This is a genomic window from Tellurirhabdus rosea (genome assembly GCF_026278345.1).
Classification (GTDB): Bacteria; Bacteroidota; Bacteroidia; order Cytophagales; family Spirosomataceae; genus Tellurirhabdus; species Tellurirhabdus rosea.
In genome coordinates this window covers 3,548,027-3,563,437 of sequence record NZ_CP111085.1, presented here as the reverse complement: position 1 = coordinate 3,563,437, position 15,411 = coordinate 3,548,027, and the positions used below count along the sequence as shown (strand labels likewise).

The 15,411-nt window shown below is 57.3% G+C and carries 19 protein-coding genes; 9 read left to right on the top strand and 10 right to left on the bottom strand.

Annotated features, from left to right (window positions below):
• Positions 1-18: 18 nt before the first annotated feature.
• Positions 19-507 carry a PAS domain-containing protein gene (locus ORG26_RS15085; protein WP_266363146.1) on the bottom strand — a complete coding sequence of 163 codons (489 nt, stop codon included), beginning with the start codon at positions 505-507 and terminating at the stop codon, positions 19-21.
• A gap of 238 nt (positions 508-745) precedes the next feature.
• Here ORG26_RS15085 and ORG26_RS15080 point away from each other — a divergent pair, with 238 nt between their 5' ends.
• The 6 genes from ORG26_RS15080 (at position 746) to ORG26_RS15055 (ending at position 4,957) form a co-directional block, all read left to right on the top strand.
• Complete coding sequence (locus ORG26_RS15080; RefSeq protein WP_266363144.1) at positions 746-1,735, top strand: Gfo/Idh/MocA family protein; 990 nt, start codon at positions 746-748, stop codon at positions 1,733-1,735.
• Positions 1,736-1,787: 52 nt separating this feature from the next.
• Positions 1,788-2,753 (top strand): Kelch repeat-containing protein, encoded by a 966-nt coding sequence (locus ORG26_RS15075; protein ID WP_266363142.1) that lies wholly within the window; start codon positions 1,788-1,790, stop codon positions 2,751-2,753.
• 99 nt (positions 2,754-2,852) lie between these two features.
• Positions 2,853-3,062 (top strand): alkylphosphonate utilization protein, encoded by a 210-nt coding sequence (locus ORG26_RS15070; RefSeq protein WP_266363140.1) that lies wholly within the window; start codon positions 2,853-2,855, stop codon positions 3,060-3,062.
• Between the two features lie 59 nt (positions 3,063-3,121).
• Positions 3,122-4,294, top strand: coding sequence for an AIR synthase related protein (locus ORG26_RS15065; protein WP_266363138.1), 1,173 nt, complete (start codon positions 3,122-3,124; stop codon positions 4,292-4,294).
• 3 nt (positions 4,295-4,297) lie between these two features.
• Positions 4,298-4,687 carry a tautomerase family protein gene (locus tag ORG26_RS15060; RefSeq protein ID WP_266363136.1) on the top strand — a complete coding sequence of 130 codons (390 nt, stop codon included), beginning with the start codon at positions 4,298-4,300 and terminating at the stop codon, positions 4,685-4,687.
• 3 nt (positions 4,688-4,690) lie between these two features.
• On the top strand, positions 4,691-4,957 hold the full coding sequence (locus ORG26_RS15055; RefSeq protein WP_266363135.1) for a DUF167 domain-containing protein: 267 nt from the start codon (positions 4,691-4,693) through the stop codon (positions 4,955-4,957).
• Between the two features lie 48 nt (positions 4,958-5,005).
• Here ORG26_RS15055 and ORG26_RS15050 read toward each other — a convergent pair whose 3' ends face one another.
• Genes ORG26_RS15050 through ORG26_RS15040 form a run of 3 tightly spaced genes read right to left on the bottom strand, consistent with a single transcriptional unit; the run spans position 5,006 to position 6,998 of the window.
• Positions 5,006-5,557 carry a hypothetical protein gene (locus ORG26_RS15050; protein WP_266363133.1) on the bottom strand — a complete coding sequence of 184 codons (552 nt, stop codon included), beginning with the start codon at positions 5,555-5,557 and terminating at the stop codon, positions 5,006-5,008.
• 54 nt (positions 5,558-5,611) lie between these two features.
• A complete protein-coding gene (locus ORG26_RS15045) occupies positions 5,612-6,085 on the bottom strand; it encodes a DinB family protein (protein WP_266363131.1) in 474 nt (157 codons plus the stop codon).
• A gap of 4 nt (positions 6,086-6,089) precedes the next feature.
• Positions 6,090-6,998 (bottom strand): haloalkane dehalogenase, encoded by a 909-nt coding sequence (locus ORG26_RS15040; RefSeq protein WP_266363130.1) that lies wholly within the window; start codon positions 6,996-6,998, stop codon positions 6,090-6,092.
• Between the two features lie 183 nt (positions 6,999-7,181).
• Here ORG26_RS15040 and hemE point away from each other — a divergent pair, with 183 nt between their 5' ends.
• Together hemE and ORG26_RS15030 are read left to right on the top strand one after the other, a co-directional pair.
• A complete protein-coding gene (gene hemE / locus ORG26_RS15035; RefSeq protein WP_266363128.1) occupies positions 7,182-8,225 on the top strand; it encodes a uroporphyrinogen decarboxylase in 1,044 nt (347 codons plus the stop codon).
• Between the two features lies 1 nt (position 8,226).
• The gene (locus tag ORG26_RS15030; protein WP_266363126.1) at positions 8,227-9,537 is read left to right on the top strand and encodes a hypothetical protein; all 1,311 of its coding nucleotides are present in this window, start codon (positions 8,227-8,229) and stop codon (positions 9,535-9,537) included.
• 81 nt (positions 9,538-9,618) lie between these two features.
• Here ORG26_RS15030 and ORG26_RS15025 read toward each other — a convergent pair whose 3' ends face one another.
• The 6 genes from ORG26_RS15025 to ruvX form a co-directional block, all read right to left on the bottom strand.
• Positions 9,619-10,056, bottom strand: coding sequence for a GNAT family N-acetyltransferase (locus tag ORG26_RS15025; RefSeq protein WP_266363124.1), 438 nt, complete (start codon positions 10,054-10,056; stop codon positions 9,619-9,621).
• Positions 10,037-11,041, bottom strand: coding sequence for a bifunctional heptose 7-phosphate kinase/heptose 1-phosphate adenyltransferase (locus tag ORG26_RS15020; protein WP_266363122.1), 1,005 nt, complete (start codon positions 11,039-11,041; stop codon positions 10,037-10,039). The genes ORG26_RS15025 and ORG26_RS15020 overlap by 20 nt, the downstream gene beginning before the upstream one ends.
• Before the next feature lie 274 nt (positions 11,042-11,315).
• A complete protein-coding gene (locus ORG26_RS15015) occupies positions 11,316-12,533 on the bottom strand; it encodes a pyridoxal phosphate-dependent aminotransferase (RefSeq protein ID WP_266363121.1) in 1,218 nt (405 codons plus the stop codon).
• A gap of 106 nt (positions 12,534-12,639) precedes the next feature.
• Complete coding sequence (locus ORG26_RS15010) at positions 12,640-13,455, bottom strand: amidohydrolase (protein WP_266363119.1); 816 nt, start codon at positions 13,453-13,455, stop codon at positions 12,640-12,642.
• Positions 13,456-13,550: 95 nt separating this feature from the next.
• Positions 13,551-14,129, bottom strand: coding sequence for a peptide deformylase (gene def, locus ORG26_RS15005; protein WP_266363117.1), 579 nt, complete (start codon positions 14,127-14,129; stop codon positions 13,551-13,553).
• A 94-nt stretch (positions 14,130-14,223) separates the two neighbouring features.
• A complete protein-coding gene (gene ruvX / locus ORG26_RS15000; protein ID WP_266363115.1) occupies positions 14,224-14,643 on the bottom strand; it encodes a Holliday junction resolvase RuvX in 420 nt (139 codons plus the stop codon).
• Positions 14,644-14,851: 208 nt separating this feature from the next.
• Here ruvX and ORG26_RS14995 point away from each other — a divergent pair, with 208 nt between their 5' ends.
• Positions 14,852-15,337 (top strand): NUDIX domain-containing protein, encoded by a 486-nt coding sequence (locus ORG26_RS14995; protein WP_266363113.1) that lies wholly within the window; start codon positions 14,852-14,854, stop codon positions 15,335-15,337.
• The last annotated feature ends 74 nt before the right edge of the window (positions 15,338-15,411 follow it).

Here is a 15,411-nt window from a genome sequence, read left to right as displayed (position 1 = left end):
TTTAATTCTTAACTGAATTTAGCCTTCTTTCTCCACGGCGATGAAGTGTGTCAGTTCGCCGTCGTTGTTCCAGATGGGGTCGATTTCGATGTCGCACCAGTAGGTTTCGCCGCACTTCCGGTAGTTCAGGAGTCGTTCGCGGATGGGGCGGCGGCGGTGCTGCGGTTCGGCTCCGCGGATGCTGTCCGACAGCCGGTGCAGGGCCTGCGCGTCGGTCATGGGGCCCTGAAGAAAGTTGGGTTTGCGGCCGATGGCCTCCTGGGGCGTATAGCCGGTCATGGACAGGAAGCGGTCGCTCACCCACAAAATGGTATTCTGAATATCGGTCACGACCAGCGTATAGCCGTCTTCCAGCGCCTGGGTGTAGTTGCGGTACGTCTGCCAGTCAAAAATGTAGGAAAGCTGCTGAATCAGCAGTCCTTCGCGTTCTGCCTGCCGGGAACGGGCCTTTTCCAGCATAAAGATTTCCATGCAGGCAACCGGATACGAACGAAAAGGAGGTATCATTCCGCCGACGGACTGTGCATTGTTTGAAAACCCCTGCATGATTAGTTTTGGTTATTGTTGGTATAAACTACTGATAAACAAATAATAAGCAATTTACCCCTATTTCCTGAACGGCTAATCCATACACGTCGAAAAATAATTTCCGGCCGGGCCGGACCGAAGGCTTCCCGCCGGCTATTGGGAAGGTATGCGTTCGCTTCGTAGATTTGGCGAATTCCTTTCCATTCCTTCTTACCTTATGGCCGTTACTCGTTGGGGCATTCTGGGCTGTGGCCGGATTGCCCATAAATTTGCCCAGGACCTGCAAACCATTCCGGACGCGCGCCTGCACGCCGTTGCTTCCACTGACCTCAACCGGGCGGTTACCTTCGCGGCCGACTACGGCGCTCCCAACGCCTACGGCCGGTACGAAGACCTGCTTTCGTGCCCGGACCTCGACGTCGTATACATCGCCACCACGCATAATTTCCATTACGAAAACACGCTGATGTGCCTCAACGGCGGCCTGCCAGTGCTCTGCGAAAAGCCGTTTGCCATGAACAGCCGGCAGGTCCGGACGATGGTCGAAACGGCCCGCGAAAAAGGCGTTTTTCTGATGGAGGCGCTCTGGAGCCGGTTTATGCCCTGCATCGTCAAGGCCAAGGAACTGGCCGATTCCGGGGCCATCGGGACCGTCACCGGCCTGCGGGCCGATTTTGGCTTCCGGGCTCCGTTTGACCCCGAAAAGCGGCTTTTCAACAAGGCGCTGGGCGGCGGCTCGCTGCTCGACATCGGTATCTATCCGCTGTTTCTGTCGTATCTGCTGCTGGGAAAACCGACAACCGTGAAGGCCGCGGCCGTATTTGGGCAGACGGGCATCGACGAACAGTGCGGCATGGTGCTGACCTACGACAACGGGGCGATGGCGAACCTCTTCAGTACGCTGACGGCCAAAACCGATACCGACGCCTGTATTTATGGTTCGGCAGGCAACCTCCACATCGGCGGCCGCTTCCACGAGGGCCAGTCGGTCACCATCAAGCCCGCCGAAGGCGACCGCCAGATTTACACGTATCCGCGGCAGACCTGGGGGTACAATTACGAGGCAAACCACGTCATGCAGTGCCTGCGCGAGGGCAAGACCGAAAGCCCGCTCTGGTCGCTGGACGACAGCCTGAACCTGATGGACCTGCTGGACACCCTGCGGCAGGCTGCGGGAATCCAATACGCGGAAGACCAGCCTTTGTAAAAAATAGCCATTGTCTCTTTTACCCTCACTCCTAACTTCAATTTTATTCCTGATGAAAAAACTGTACTCAACCATGCTGGCAGCGGCGGCCTCCCTGGCAGTGGCGCAGGCGCAAACCTGGCAGCCCGTTGAAACCGGAAACGCCTGCGAACCCCGCCACGAAAACGCCGCGGCGCTGGTCGGCGACAACTTCTACGCCATCGGTGGCCGAGGCATGAAGCCGCTCGAAGCACTCAATCTCAAGACGCTGATGTGGACCAAACTGCCGACTCCGCCGGTAGAAATGAACCACTTTCAGGCCGTCACGTACAACGACGAGATTTACGTCATCATGGCTTTTCAGGGCAAATATCCGCACGAAACGCCGCTGCCGAACATCTATATTTACAGTCCCAAAAAGGGCGAATGGCGGCTGGGACCGGAGATTCCGAAAAATCGCCTGCGCGGCTCGGCGGGCGTGGTGGTGCACAACAACAAAATCTACACGGTCTGCGGCATCATCGACGGTCATTACGACGGGCACGTAGCCTGGTTTGACGAATACGACCCGAAAACGAACACCTGGAAGCAGTTGCCGGAAGCCCCCCGCTCCCGCGACCACGTGAGCGTCGGCATCGTGGGCAACAGGCTGGTGGTGTCGGGCGGGCGGCGTTCGTCGGCCAAAACGGGCAAGGTGCTCGAAACGACCATCGCCGAAACGGACGTGTACGATTTCAAAACCGGCCAGTGGACCACCCTGCCCGAATCGGGCAACATTCCGACCCAGCGCGCGGGCAACACGACGGTCACCAAAGACGGCAAGGTCTGGCTCATCGGCGGCGAAAGCCAGCAGTTGAAAGCCCATAACGAAGCCGAAGCTTTTGACCCCAAAACGGGCCAGTGGACCAAAGGACCCGCCATGCAGCAGGGCCGTCACGGCACGCAGGCGGTGGTTTACAAAGACAAAATCTACATCGTTGCCGGTTCGGCCAACCACGGCGGCGGCCCCGAACTGAACACGGTGGAAGTGCTGAAATAATCTTCGCCCCGGCCCTAAAGCCGGGGTTTTGTTTTTTTTAAAGCAAACCGTTGCCCGGTAAACCCGTACCTTTACGGCCAACCAAAACTACCGCAAGCCATGGACGTAAAAGACAGCAACGGCAATATTCTAAAAGACGGCGACTCCGTCGTGCTCATCAAAGATTTGAAAGTTCGCGGTTCTTCCGCCACTCTGAAACGCGGCACCGTCGTGAAAAATATCCGCCTGACGGATGATGAAACGGAGATTGAGGGCAAAGTGGACCGGACGATGATGGTGCTGCGGACGGAGTTTTTAAAGAAATCCTGATCGCGGCCCTCCCCCGCTTTTTCGTACCTTTGCCGGACTGACTGACTGACTGACGACTGATGACTCCCAATACCGACCGCTACGCGCAACGCGGCGTTTCGGCCTCCAAAGAGGACGTACACAACGCCATCGCCCACCTCGATAAAGGCCTTTTTCCGAAAGCTTTCTGCAAAATTGTCCCCGATACGCTGGCGGGCGATCCCGATTACTGCACCATCATGCACGCCGACGGCGCCGGTACCAAATCGTCGCTGGCGTATCTGTACTGGAAAGAAACGGGTGATCTGTCGGTCTGGCGAGGCATCGCCCAGGACGCCATCGTGATGAATACCGACGACCTGATCTGCGTCGGCGCGACCGGCCCCATGCTGCTGTCGTCGACCATCGGGCGGAACAAGAACCTGATTCCGGGCGAGGTGATTGCCGAAATCATCAACGGTACCGAGGAAGTTCTGGCTATGCTCCGCAGCCACGGCATCGACATTTACAGCACCGGCGGCGAAACGGCCGACGTGGGCGACCTCGTCCGGACGGTCATTGTGGACAGCACGGTCATTGCCCGCATGAAACGCGCCGAGGTCATCAGCAACGACCGGATTGAGGCGGGTGATGTCATTGTCGGACTGGCTTCCTTCGGGCAGGCGACCTACGAAACGGCGTATAACGGCGGCATGGGCTCCAACGGCCTGACCTCCGCCCGCCACGACGTGCTCAACCATTATCTGGCCGACCGATACGCCGAAAGCTTTGACCCCGCGGTGGACCGTTCGCTGGTGTACAGCGGCTCCAAACGCCTGACCGACCCTGTGGAAGGCACCGGACTGAACGTGGGCCAGCTCATTTTGTCGCCGACGCGCACTTACGCCCCCGTAGCCAAGGCCCTGCTGGAAGAACTGCGGCCCCAGATTCACGGTATGGTCCACTGCTCGGGCGGAGCGCAGACGAAGGTGCTGCATTTCATCGAAAACCTGCACGTCATCAAGGACAACCTCTTCCCGATTCCGCCGCTGTTCCGCCTCATTCAGGAAGAAAGCGGCACGAACTGGCAGGAAATGTACAAAGTCTTCAACATGGGCCACCGGCTGGAGGTCTACCTCCCCGAAGCCTACGCCCAGCGCGTGATCGATCTGGCCGCCGGTTTCGGCATCGAAGGCCGCCTCATCGGCCGGGTGGAAGCGTCGGAGACTAAGAAAGTGACCATTCAGAGCGAAGCCGGCACGTTTGTGTACTAACGCATGAGCCAGGTCAAGATTTACGGGATTGAAGACCAGTTGCGGCCCATTCGCAACAGGCTGTCGGATGTGATTCACTCCTGCGTGGTCGACGCCCTGCAATTTCCGGCCGACAAACGGGCGCACCGGTTCTTTTACCTCCATCCGGACGATTTTTTCATGCCCGAGGGCCGGTCGTCTCAGTACCTGATCATCGAACTGCTGATGATCGAGGGGCGGACGGTGGAAACCCGGAAGAACCTTATCCGGCTGCTGTTTGAGCGCATCAGCCAGCAACTTGGCCTTTCGGTTGTGGACATCGAAATCTGCATTCTGGAAAGTCCGGCGCACAACTGGGGTTTCCGCGGCAAGACCGGCGACGAAGCCGCTATTTCGTATAAAATCGACGTCTGACCCATGACGTTACATCTCAAAGTAAAGCCCGGCAGCAAGGTAGACCTCCTGTTCTACGATGCGGCCGGGCTGCTTAACGCCAAAATTAAGGCTCCGGCGCAGGACGGCAGGGCCAACGCCTACCTGACGGAGTTTCTGGCCCGCCAGCTCGGCCTCGCCCGGTCGCGGGTGGTGCTGGTTTCGGGTTTTACCAATCCGCACAAGAAGCTGGAAATCGACGCCGACGAGGCCCTGATTCGGGAGAAATTAAGCGCCGTACGGGTTTCCTGAAGCGGTTTTCCAACCAACCTGGTCGTCGGCAAAAAGCGAAACTCCGTGCTACAGCTGCGCCGGCAGATTCAGCGGGTGGGCAAACATCGCCGGTCCGTTCTGGTGAATGAAGGTCAGCATTCGGTTTACCTCCGTATCAAACTCGATGAAATAGTCCGGGTCCATTTTCTGGAGCTTTTTCACCGCCATTTCGGCTCGTTTGGCCACGTAGGCGCAGGTTTTCTCGTTATGCCGGTTCAGCGTCCGGAACAGGGCGGGCTGCGCGTCAAAAAAGGCATTCAGCAGGTAAATGCTCAGTTCCACTTCCCCGTATTTGTCCTTCGTGATCCGGACGTGGTGCGTGATGGCCGACGACAGCATGCGCATGGCCTTCAGCATCCAGTTGTCCGGATGGCTGTAATGCCCCGGAGCCGTGGCCGCAATGCGCTCCCGGACCTCGTTGCGGCGCTCTTCGGTAGTCGCGCCCTGTTCAATTAACTGGAAATGGAGCTGTTCGGTCAGGATTTTGTCTTTTGCCACCAGACGCAGCAACAGCTTATCTTTCTCGCCGGACGGAAGGCGCAGGATTTCTTTTTTGAGGTCTTTATCGAGGGTGGGCATACTCCGGTTTTCCTGTTTTTTTCGAAAAGTAAGAAATAGCCGGCATTCCTGAGACTATTTCCCGCTCCGCAGCAGGCGAAACACCGTCAGCAGATGGTGCGCTTCGTGCAGCAGGAAAAACTCCGTCCACTCCGGAACATTCATCATTCCAAAAAGAGGATGGCTACCCGTCCGGCTCAGTTCGTCCTCCGTCAATCCCATAAGCTGGACAGTCAGTTGCCTCCGTTGGTGAATAAAACTGTCAATCAGTTTTTGGGAATTCTGGTCGGTCCAGGAAGGGACGTAGGCATCCTCTTCTGCCCGATACCGCGCAAACATAGGCTCTTTGCCTTCCAGAATCATTGGAAGACGCTCCTCGCGAAATACCTGGCTGTACCGCCCGAGATGTGCCAGATTCTCGTGCACCGACCAGCGGCCCGGTTCGGGTTGGTGGCGCACTGCCTCCTCCGGCTGCTGGCGGACCAGCCGCAGAACCGTTTCGTACTGCGATTGCAAGCGCGTTACCTGTGAATCATCCAGCCGAACCATGCTTTTATTTTTGTCGAATGAATTGAATGATCCGTTCGGCCCACTCGTCTCCTTTTTCTTCCTGCACAAAATGACCCGCGCCGGTCAGCGTCACGTGCGGCTGTCCCTGAGCGCCGGGGATCAGCTTCTGCAAAAGACGGTCGCCGCCCGCGGTGATGGGGTCGCCGTCCGAAAAAGCCGTCAGGAAGGGCTTCTGCCACGTTTTCAGCACGTCCCAGGCCGCCCGGTTGGCGGGCGCGGCGGGGTCGTCGGGGCGGGTCGGCACCAGCGAGGGAAACATCCGGGCGGCGGCCTTGTACCTCTCGTCGGGAAACGGGGCGTCGTAGGCGGCGACCACTTCCGGAGGCAGTGGGTTTACGCAGCCGCCGCTGACAATCGTGCCGACGGGCAGCGTGGGCGTTTCGCGGGCAAAGGTCTGCCAGGCGGTAAAGGCCGGGTTGGGGGCCTGGTCGCCGGTAGGCAGGCCGGTGTTTGAGGCCGTGATGCGGGCAAAGCGGTCCCCATTTTCCGCCGCCACCCGCAGGCCCAGCAGCCCGCCCCAGTCCTGGCAGACGAGCGTGACGTTCTGCAAATCCAGCTTTTCGACGAAGGCCGTGAGCCAGTCCACGTGCTGCTGGTACGAGTAAGCGCCCGGCTCCGTCGGCTTGTCGGATTTGCCGAAGCCGATGAGGTCGGGTGCCACCACGCGGTAGCCCGCAGCGGCCACGACCGGAATCATTTTGCGGTAGAGATACGACCAGGTGGGTTCGCCGTGCAGCATCAGGACGGTTTCGGGCCGGGGATCGGGCAGATCATCGGCGGAATTTTCGTCAACGTAATGCAGGCACAGCCCGTCGATGTCGACGTAGTGTGGCGCGAACGGATAGTCCGGAAGGTGATGGAAACGGGCGTCGGGGGTGCGGAGGAAGTGCATATTTCTGAACCGGGATTACACGGATTTATGGATTTACCGGAATATTTCACCATTGCGTTTATACCACCATTTTTACGCCCTCGTCAACCATTCACCCTGATTTTATGAAGGCAACGCAGCTTAGTTAATCATTAAATCCGCACAATCCAAGTTCAGAAAATGGAAAGTCCCGATATTTGCGGCATGAATCTACAAAACGACTTACTGCTCCGGGCGGCCCGGGGCGAACAGGTGGAACGCGTGCCGGTCTGGATGATGCGGCAGGCGGGCCGAATCCTGGCCGAATACCGCGCCGTCCGCGAACAGGCCGGCAGTTTCATCAAACTGGCTACCACGCCCGAACTCGCCGCCGAGGTGACCATTCAGCCGGTGGACCTGCTGGGCGTCGATGCGGCCATCATCTTCTCCGATATTCTGGTCGTCCCGGAAGCGATGGGCCTCCCCTACGAAATGATCGAGCAGCGCGGGCCGGTTTTCCCGACGACCGTCCGGACTTCGGCCGACTTGGACAAACTCCGCGTTTCCGACCCCGAAGAACACCTGGGTTACGTGCTGGACGCCATCAAAATCGTCAAGCGCGACCTCAATGGCCGCGTGCCGCTGATCGGTTTCGCCGGGGCACCGTTCACGATTTTCTGCTACATGACCGAAGGCAAAGGCTCCAAGACTTTTTCGGTTGCCAAAAAACTGCTGTACACCGACCCCGCATTCTCGCACGCGCTGCTGCAAAAAATTACCGATTCGACGATTGCCTACCTGAAAGCGCAGGTGACGGCCGGGGCGAATCTGGTGCAGATTTTCGATTCGTGGGCGGGCATTCTGTCGCCCGAGCAATACCGGACCTATTCGCTGCCGTACATCAAACAGATCTGCGACGCCCTCAGCGAGGCGGCCGACGTGTCGGTGCCGGTGACGGTTTTTGCCAAAGGGGCGTTCTTTGCCCGGCAGGAAATCGGCCGGTTGAACTGCTCGGTAGTTGGTCTCGACTGGAACATGGACCCCGCCGAATCCCGGCAACTCGTGCCGGACATAACTTTGCAGGGCAACCTCGATCCCTGCGTGCTCTACAGCAGCTTCGACGGCATCCGCGCGGAGGTAAAAAAGATGATCGACACGTTTGGAAAACAGCGCTACATCGCCAACCTCGGCCACGGCGTTTATCCCGACACCAACCCCGACAACGTGCGGTGCTTCATTGAAGCGGTGAAGGAGTTCGGGGCGGTTTAGCATGAAAAAAGTAACGGAGATTCCCTCGGTCGCGAAGCCGTCTGCCCAGGTGGATGCCTTTGCGAAGCTGGGAACCTTCTACGGCATCTTCAGGCGGTTGGGCCTGCAATCGCCGAATCTCACGAAGGCCTTTGACGACATTCAGCGTCTGAAGCTGGAACTGGACACGACGAAGGCGCACCTGAACGAATTTGTGGAACGCTTCTCGCCGCTCGGCTGGGTGCTTTACGAAACGATGAGTTTGGAGACGATCTCCCGGGCGCTTCAAACGGCCCGGGAGGAATCCCTTTCGCATGCCGAAAAAGTGCTGGCCGAAAGTTACCGTTCCGAAGAAATTCAGGCTCTTATTCTCAGTCTGTCGGCCATCAAAGCTTTTGAAGGGCGGGAACGGCTCGCCGCGGAGGCGTTGAAGTGGTATTCGGAAAAGGCGTATGGGCCCTGCGTCCTGCTGTTACTGACCCTGCTTGACGGCTTTACATCCGATCTGAGTCCGACCAACCGGGGCTTTTTCGCCGACAGCACGGACCTGTATGCCGACGACTCCATTGCGGGTCACGAAAGCGGGCTTCCGGCGCTGAGCCGCCTTCTCTGCGCCACCATTACCAAAACGACCCCGGAGGCCGTCACCATTCCCTATCGCCACGGCATCCTGCACGGCAAAATCCTGAACTACGACAACCGCATCAACGCGGCAAAACTTTGGGGAGCCCTGTTTGCCATCCGCGACTGGCAGTTCAGGAAGAAAAGCCCGGCCCGGCAGGAAGTCCAAATCACCCTGAAGAAAGCTTTTCAAAACTACGCTCATTGGCACCAGACCAAAAAACAGATCGACAACTGGCAGCCGCGCCTGATTACGGAACCGGATTATTTGCAGAACCTGCTCGCGGCCTCCTCACCGGACTTGCCGGAAGTCGCCGTCGTGCAGTTCTTCGAGCACTGGAAGGCGAAAAATTACAAGGACGTCGGGAAACTGCTGGCGAATTTTGTGGGCCATTCAGATTCCAAAATGGCGGGCAGAGCGCGGCAGTTGCTGAAGGGAGTGACCCTTCTGGATTACACGCTGAAGCAAATCAAGGACGTCAACCTGATGACCAGCCATGTGCTGGCAGCCTGCACCTACTCGAAAGGCAAAGACCCTGAAAGCCAGGAAATCCGTTTTGAGCTTCTGTACGTCGATGGCAAAGACGTCACCCTCCGGCTGAACGGCGGTGGTCGCTGGATCATTCTGGACCGCTGCGTGGAGGAGTTGATAATGAACCGCGGCGGCGGGCCGCAATTAAGAATGAATAATGAAGGCTTCGCAGAGGACTAGTCCGCCCGCGAAGCCTTCATTATTCATTTTTCATTCTTCAACTATTCATTTTTCATTGCGGCCCGCCGCGCTTCATTCCCTTCACAACCCCCAGCGGTCGTCAAATTTCTGCATGAAGAGCTCGGGCTTGTCCAGTTCCGTAAAACCAAACTGCCGGTACAGGCCGTGGGCATCGCGGGTGGCGAGCATCCAGCGGCGAATCTGCTGCAGGTCCGGATGGCTCATCACGGTCTGCATCAGCCACTTCGACAGGCCCTTGCCCCGGTGTTCCTCCAGCACGAAGACGTTGCCGAGGTAAGCGAAGGACGTGTAGTTGGTCAGTACCTGCGCATAGCCAACCTGATTTTCGCCATGATACAGGCCGTAGTGCAGGGTTGAACTGTCGAGCTGCTTCCGGAGCGTCTCCCGGCTGATGCCGGGGGCCCAGTAGGATTTATTGGCCAGAAAATCGTGGATGACGTCGAACTGGAGCCGGGCGGGGTCCGTCGAAATCAGGTATTCACCTTGTTGTACTTCCATTCTGACCCAGTTTTTCCCGAATCGCCTCTGCCTTCAACCGTTGTTTATCAATAGGGACGACGCCAACCGCCTCGCAGACCAGCCCGCCGCCGAGGTTGGACAGTCCGGCGATGAAACGGGGCGGCAGCCCGAGCGCCACGCAGCAGGCCGCAATCGAAATCACGGTATCGCCCGCGCCCGAGACGTCCGAAATCTGCCGGACGTGCGCCGGGAGGTGGTGCCGCTCGCTGTTGAAATCGATGAAAACGCCCCGCTCGGAAAGGGTAATCAGCGCGCCTTTCACATTCAGACGGGTTTTCAGCTCGTCGACGGCGGCCATAAACTCCTCGCGCCGGTCAACGTCGAAGTCCACTTTCAGCCCTTCTTTCAGTTCCTTCAGGTTCGGCTTGAAGAGCGTGGTGTTATGGTATTCCAGAAAATTGCGCTTTTTGGGGTCCACCACCGTCGGCACGCCGCGCTCGTTGGCAAAATTCGTAATTTCGGCAATGGCTTCCCGGCTCAGCACGCCCTTGTCGTAATCTTCAAAAATAACGACCTGGCAGCTCGGAATCAGCTCCTTCGCTTTGGCGATGAGGTTGTCGCGTTCGGCTTTGGTGATGAGTTTGTCGGTTTCGGTATCCACCCGCACGACCTGCTGCGACCCGGCGATGATTCGTTCCTTGATGGTCGTGATGCGCGATTCGCTGCGGATGAGCCCGTCGCAGTTCAGGCCGCGTTCGCAAAGCTGGTTCACGAGCATATCGCCCGGTCCGTCGGTGCCGATCACCGAGCAGATGATGGCTTCGGCCCCCAGGGCCTGCACGTTCAGCAGGACGTTTCCGGCTCCGCCAAGGCGCAGTTCCCGCTTCTGGACCGTCACCACCGGCACGGGTGCTTCGGGTGAAATCCGCTCGACTTTGCCCCAGACGTACGAGTCCAGCATGACATCGCCGATAATCAGTACCCGGAGCCCGTCGAAGGCGGTAAATATTTCATCAATGGTCATTTGGGCGACCGGTATCATTCGTTCATAGGTTTTTCCGCCACAAAGAAACAAAAACCCCGTCCGATTTCCGAACGGGGCAGCGCGAAGGCTATTGTGCGGCTGGCGGGAGGTTATTGCTCCGGTGTTTCGTCGGGTGGGTAAAAGCGGACAAGCCGGGCATAGCTGGTGATGATTATGGCAAATAACTGCGGACAATTTTGGCAGTAATCCGGATAAAAAAGCCCTCAACCGTCTGAATGGTTGAGGGCCCGGAAAGTAGTCTTCGCTACCAGGATTAGTTCAGCGTCGCAACGGCGTCCTTGATGCGCTGCACGGCCTCTTCCAGGGCTTCATCAGCGGCGGCGGTCGAAATCCGGATGCAGTTTGGAGCGCCGAAGCCCGAACCGGCAACCGTAGCCACGAAGGCTTTTTCCAGCAGCCAGGTCGAGAAATCGTCGGAATCCTTGATGGTCGTCTCGCCATCGGATTTGCCGTAGTGGGCGCTCACGTCCGGGAAAGCGTAGAACGCGCCTTCCGGTACGTTGACCTTAAAGCCCGGCACTTCTTTCAGCAGTTTCACCACGAGGTCACGGCGGCGTTCGTAGGCCTTTGCCATTTCCTGCGTCGGCTCCATCGGGCCATTCAGGGCGGCGACGGTCGCTTTCTGAGCAATGGAGTTCGTGCCCGACGTCACCTGGCCCTGCAGTTTCTCGACGCCTTCGGCAATCCACTTGGCGGCACCGATGTAACCGATCCGCCAGCCGGTCATGGCAAAGCCTTTGGCTACGCCGTTGACGGTGATGACGCGGTCTTTGATTTCCGGAATCGAGCCGATGCTGAAGTGGCCGGTCGGCGTGAAGTTGATATGTTCGTAGATTTCGTCGGCCAGCACGAAAATATTTTCGTGACGTGCGACCACCTCCGCAATCGCCCGCAGTTCGGCTTCGCTGTAGACGGAGCCGGTGGGGTTGTTGGGGGAAGCATACATGACGACTTTCGTGCGGTCGGTGATGGCGGCTTCAAACTGTTCGGGGGTCACTTTGAAATTGTTCTCAAAGGTGCCTTCCACGATGACGGACTTGCCTTCGGCCAGTTTCACCATTTCGGAATAGCTCACCCAGTACGGCGAGAAAATGATCACTTCGTCGCCGGGGTTGACCAGCACCTGAATCACGTTGGCGAGCGAATGCTTGGCACCGGTCGAAACGACCACGTTTTCCGGTTTCCAGTCGATGTTATTTTCCCGTTTGAACTTGTCTGCAATGGCTTTGCGGAGATCCGGGTAACCCGCTACGGGCGAGTAACCGTGGAACCCGTCGTCGATGGCTTTCTTGGCGGCTTCACAGATGTGCTGCGGCGTTTTAAAATCAGGCTCACCGACGCTGAGGCTGATTACTTTGTGGCCCTGCGCGGCCAGTTCCCGCGCTTTCTTCGTCATGGCCAGCGTTGACGACTCTTCGAGCGCGTTAATGCGGTCAGCCAGCAAACTGGTCGTTTCCACTATTGCAGACATAGTACGTTGGGATTATAAATGAATGGTTTTGTGTAAACCCGCGCAAAATTACTATCTGTCAAACGAATAGCCTACTATTATTTGCTTTTTCGCAAAACAGGGGTTTTTATATTGAAGAATTATCAATTGTGAAGCCATCAGCATCCCGGTAGGCCGGGAAGCGTTCGCGGAAGGCACGCAGGTCGTCGAGCGAAAGTTCCGTCTGATAAACAGCCTCATTTTCGTCCGCCCGGAACAGCACCTCGCCCTTGAAATCAACAACCGCCGAATCACCCGAGTACGGATTCCCGTTGCCGTCTTCGCCGACGCGGTTGACGCCCACGACGTAGCTCAGGTTCTCGATGGCGCGGGCCTGAAGCAGCGTATTCCAGGCGTGGCGACGCGGAGCGGGCCAGTTGGCGACGTACAGCAGCAGGTCGTAGGCGGGCTCCTCTGCATTCGAGCTAAAGCCCGGATGGGCATGTCCGGCAGCCATGCTCCAGACGGGAAAGCGCAGGTCGTAGCAGATGAGCGGGCAGATGTTCCAGCCGCGCCAGTGACGGATGAGTCGCTTGGTGCCTGCCGTATAGGTCTGCTCCTCCCCGGCCATCCGGAACAGGTGTCGCTTGTCGTAGGTATCGAACGTGCCGTCGGGTTCCATCCAGACCAGCCGGTTGTAAAAACGGTCCGCCTCTTTCACGACATAACTGCCCGTCACGGCCGCGTTGGTGTGCGCCGCCATCTGTTTCAGCCACCGGAACGTCGTCAGGTTCATCGGCTCCGCCACGGCCGCGGCGTTCATGGTGAAGCCGGTGGTAAACATCTCGGGCAGCACGATGAGGTCCGTCGCTTGGGGAAGGGCAAAAATCTGCTCCTCCAGCGCCGCCCGGTTGGCCGTGGGGTTCTCCCAGTGGAGGTTGGGTTGGAGGAGGGTGACGTTCATAAGGCAATTATGAGTTAGGAGTTAAAAGTTAAAAGTTAGGCTCCGCCGATTACTTGCCCTATAGCGGAGCCCAACTTTTAACTCTTAACTCATAACTAAATTTTGGGGAATTTCATTTTGTAGTCCGCCTTCACCTTTCCTTTGGTGATGTCGGCCAGCTTTTTTTTGAGGAGCTGGCGTTTCAGGGGGGACATGTAATCGGTGAAGAGTTTGCCTTCGAGGTGGTCGTATTCGTGCTGGATGATGCGCGCCGCCATTCCGTCGTATTCTTCCGTATGCTCGTTCCAGTCGGTATCGAAATAGCGGATTTTGACGCGCTCGGGCCGGTATACTTCCGCCCGGATTTGCGGAATGCTCAGGCAGCCTTCCTCGAAGGCCCACTCATCTCCCTCTTCGTTCAGGATGGTGGGGTTGATAAACACTTTTTTAAAGCCGTCGAGGCTCGGGTCGTGCTCGTCGTCCGGGTCTTCATCGTCGTTCATGGGCGTGCCGTCCACGACAAACAGCCGGATGCTTTTGCCGATCTGCGGAGCCGCCAGTCCGACGCCCGACGCTTTATACATGGTCTCAAACATGTCTTCGCTCAGTTGCTTGACGTCGAGACTTCCTTGTTCAATGTCCTGCGCCCGTTTCCGAAGAACGGGATCACCGTAGGCAATAATTGGGTAGATCATAAAAATTCTGAACTTGGACTACACGAATTCGTGGATTGGCTATGAGGGCGTCGCGTTTTTCACGGGCGGCCTTCTTTCACAGTCAATCAATTCATCAGCGTAATCCGGGTTCTGACTGCATATACGATTGTAAAATTATCGCCGCGCTGACTTTATCGATGTTGCCTTTGTCGCGGCGGTCTTTTTTGGTGGAGCCTGCGGCAATCATTGCCTGAAGCGCCATGCTCGACGTAAACCGTTCGTCGTGCCAGTGGATCGGCGTTTCGGGAAAAGCGGCCTGCAGCCGTTTCACGAAGCCCCGAACGTGGGGTGTATTGTCGGTATCCGTGCCGTCGAGGCGTTTGGGGAGCCCCACGATGAACGCTTCGACGGGCTCGGTTGCGGTATATTTCTTAAGATAGTCTAACAACTGATGCGTCGGAACCGTTTCCAGCGCTGTGGCAATGATCTTCAGCGGGTCCGTTACTGCCAGCCCCGTTCGCTTTGTCCCGTAATCAATTGCGAGTAACCTCAAAGTCGCAGCGGCGAACCGTGATCAAAAATGAATGAAAAATGAACAATGAATAATGAATTCGAGCCGTAATGAACCGCAGGGGAATTAGCGGAAAACCGGACCGGACTCTTACCTTGACGCAAATATACGACATCCCGGCGGGCTAATTGTTCGTCTTTATCACAGACCTTCATTTTCATCATTCATTATTCATTCAAACCCCGTGTCCATGAACTTCTGCCCCAACTGCGGCAACCCTCTCACTCCCGGCCAGGCCGGAGGCCGCGAACGGCTCGTCTGCTCAGCTTCGTGCGGCTATGTCTACTGGAATAATCCGCTGCCGGTCGTCGGGGCGATTGTCGAATACGAGAACAACTCGGTGCTGCTCGTGCAGAACGTCGGCTGGCCGAAAGAATGGTACGGGCTGGTCACGGGTTTTCTGGAAGGCGGCGAGGAACCCGCCGCTGCCGTGCTGCGGGAAATCAGGGAAGAAACCGGCCTTGAAGGCCAGATTGTGGAGCAAATCGGCATTTACACCTTCTACCAGCGGAACGAACTCATCATCGCCTACCACGTCCGCGCCACCGGCCCCATTCAGGTCGATCCGACCGAAATTCAGGATTACAAACTCGTCCCCATCGACAAACTAAAGCCCTGGCCATTTGGCACAGGGCTGGCGGTGAAGGACTGGCTGGGGAGGAGAATGATTGAATGATTGAATGATTGATTAGGCTCTGCAGGGCGAAACATTGCGAAGCTTAATCAACCTATCAATCATTCAATCATTCA

Bases quoted from the DNA above. Each gene is read 5' to 3' on its own strand.
- ORG26_RS15010 (WP_266363119.1), bottom strand. From the start codon at position 13,455: ATGAACGTCACCCTCCTCCAACCCAACCTCCACTGGGAGAACCCCACG.
- ORG26_RS15080 (WP_266363144.1), top strand. From the start codon at position 746: ATGGCCGTTACTCGTTGGGGCATTCTGGGCTGTGGCCGGATTGCCCAT.
- ORG26_RS15025 (WP_266363124.1), bottom strand. From the start codon at position 10,056: ATGGAAGTACAACAAGGTGAATACCTGATTTCGACGGACCCCGCCCGG.
- ORG26_RS15060 (WP_266363136.1), top strand. From the start codon at position 4,298: ATGAGCCAGGTCAAGATTTACGGGATTGAAGACCAGTTGCGGCCCATT.
- ORG26_RS15070 (WP_266363140.1), top strand. From the start codon at position 2,853: ATGGACGTAAAAGACAGCAACGGCAATATTCTAAAAGACGGCGACTCC.
- ORG26_RS15020 (WP_266363122.1), bottom strand. From the start codon at position 11,041: ATGACCATTGATGAAATATTTACCGCCTTCGACGGGCTCCGGGTACTG.
- ORG26_RS15075 (WP_266363142.1), top strand. From the start codon at position 1,788: ATGAAAAAACTGTACTCAACCATGCTGGCAGCGGCGGCCTCCCTGGCA.
- ORG26_RS15015 (WP_266363121.1), bottom strand. From the start codon at position 12,533: ATGTCTGCAATAGTGGAAACGACCAGTTTGCTGGCTGACCGCATTAAC.
- ORG26_RS15050 (WP_266363133.1), bottom strand. From the start codon at position 5,557: ATGCCCACCCTCGATAAAGACCTCAAAAAAGAAATCCTGCGCCTTCCG.
- ORG26_RS15045 (WP_266363131.1), bottom strand. From the start codon at position 6,085: ATGGTTCGGCTGGATGATTCACAGGTAACGCGCTTGCAATCGCAGTAC.
- ORG26_RS14995 (WP_266363113.1), top strand. From the start codon at position 14,852: ATGAACTTCTGCCCCAACTGCGGCAACCCTCTCACTCCCGGCCAGGCC.
- hemE (WP_266363128.1), top strand. From the start codon at position 7,182: ATGAATCTACAAAACGACTTACTGCTCCGGGCGGCCCGGGGCGAACAG.
- ORG26_RS15030 (WP_266363126.1), top strand. From the start codon at position 8,227: ATGAAAAAAGTAACGGAGATTCCCTCGGTCGCGAAGCCGTCTGCCCAG.
- ORG26_RS15065 (WP_266363138.1), top strand. From the start codon at position 3,122: ATGACTCCCAATACCGACCGCTACGCGCAACGCGGCGTTTCGGCCTCC.
- ORG26_RS15055 (WP_266363135.1), top strand. From the start codon at position 4,691: ATGACGTTACATCTCAAAGTAAAGCCCGGCAGCAAGGTAGACCTCCTG.
- def (WP_266363117.1), bottom strand. From the start codon at position 14,129: ATGATCTACCCAATTATTGCCTACGGTGATCCCGTTCTTCGGAAACGG.
- ORG26_RS15040 (WP_266363130.1), bottom strand. From the start codon at position 6,998: ATGCACTTCCTCCGCACCCCCGACGCCCGTTTCCATCACCTTCCGGAC.
- ORG26_RS15085 (WP_266363146.1), bottom strand. From the start codon at position 507: ATGATACCTCCTTTTCGTTCGTATCCGGTTGCCTGCATGGAAATCTTT.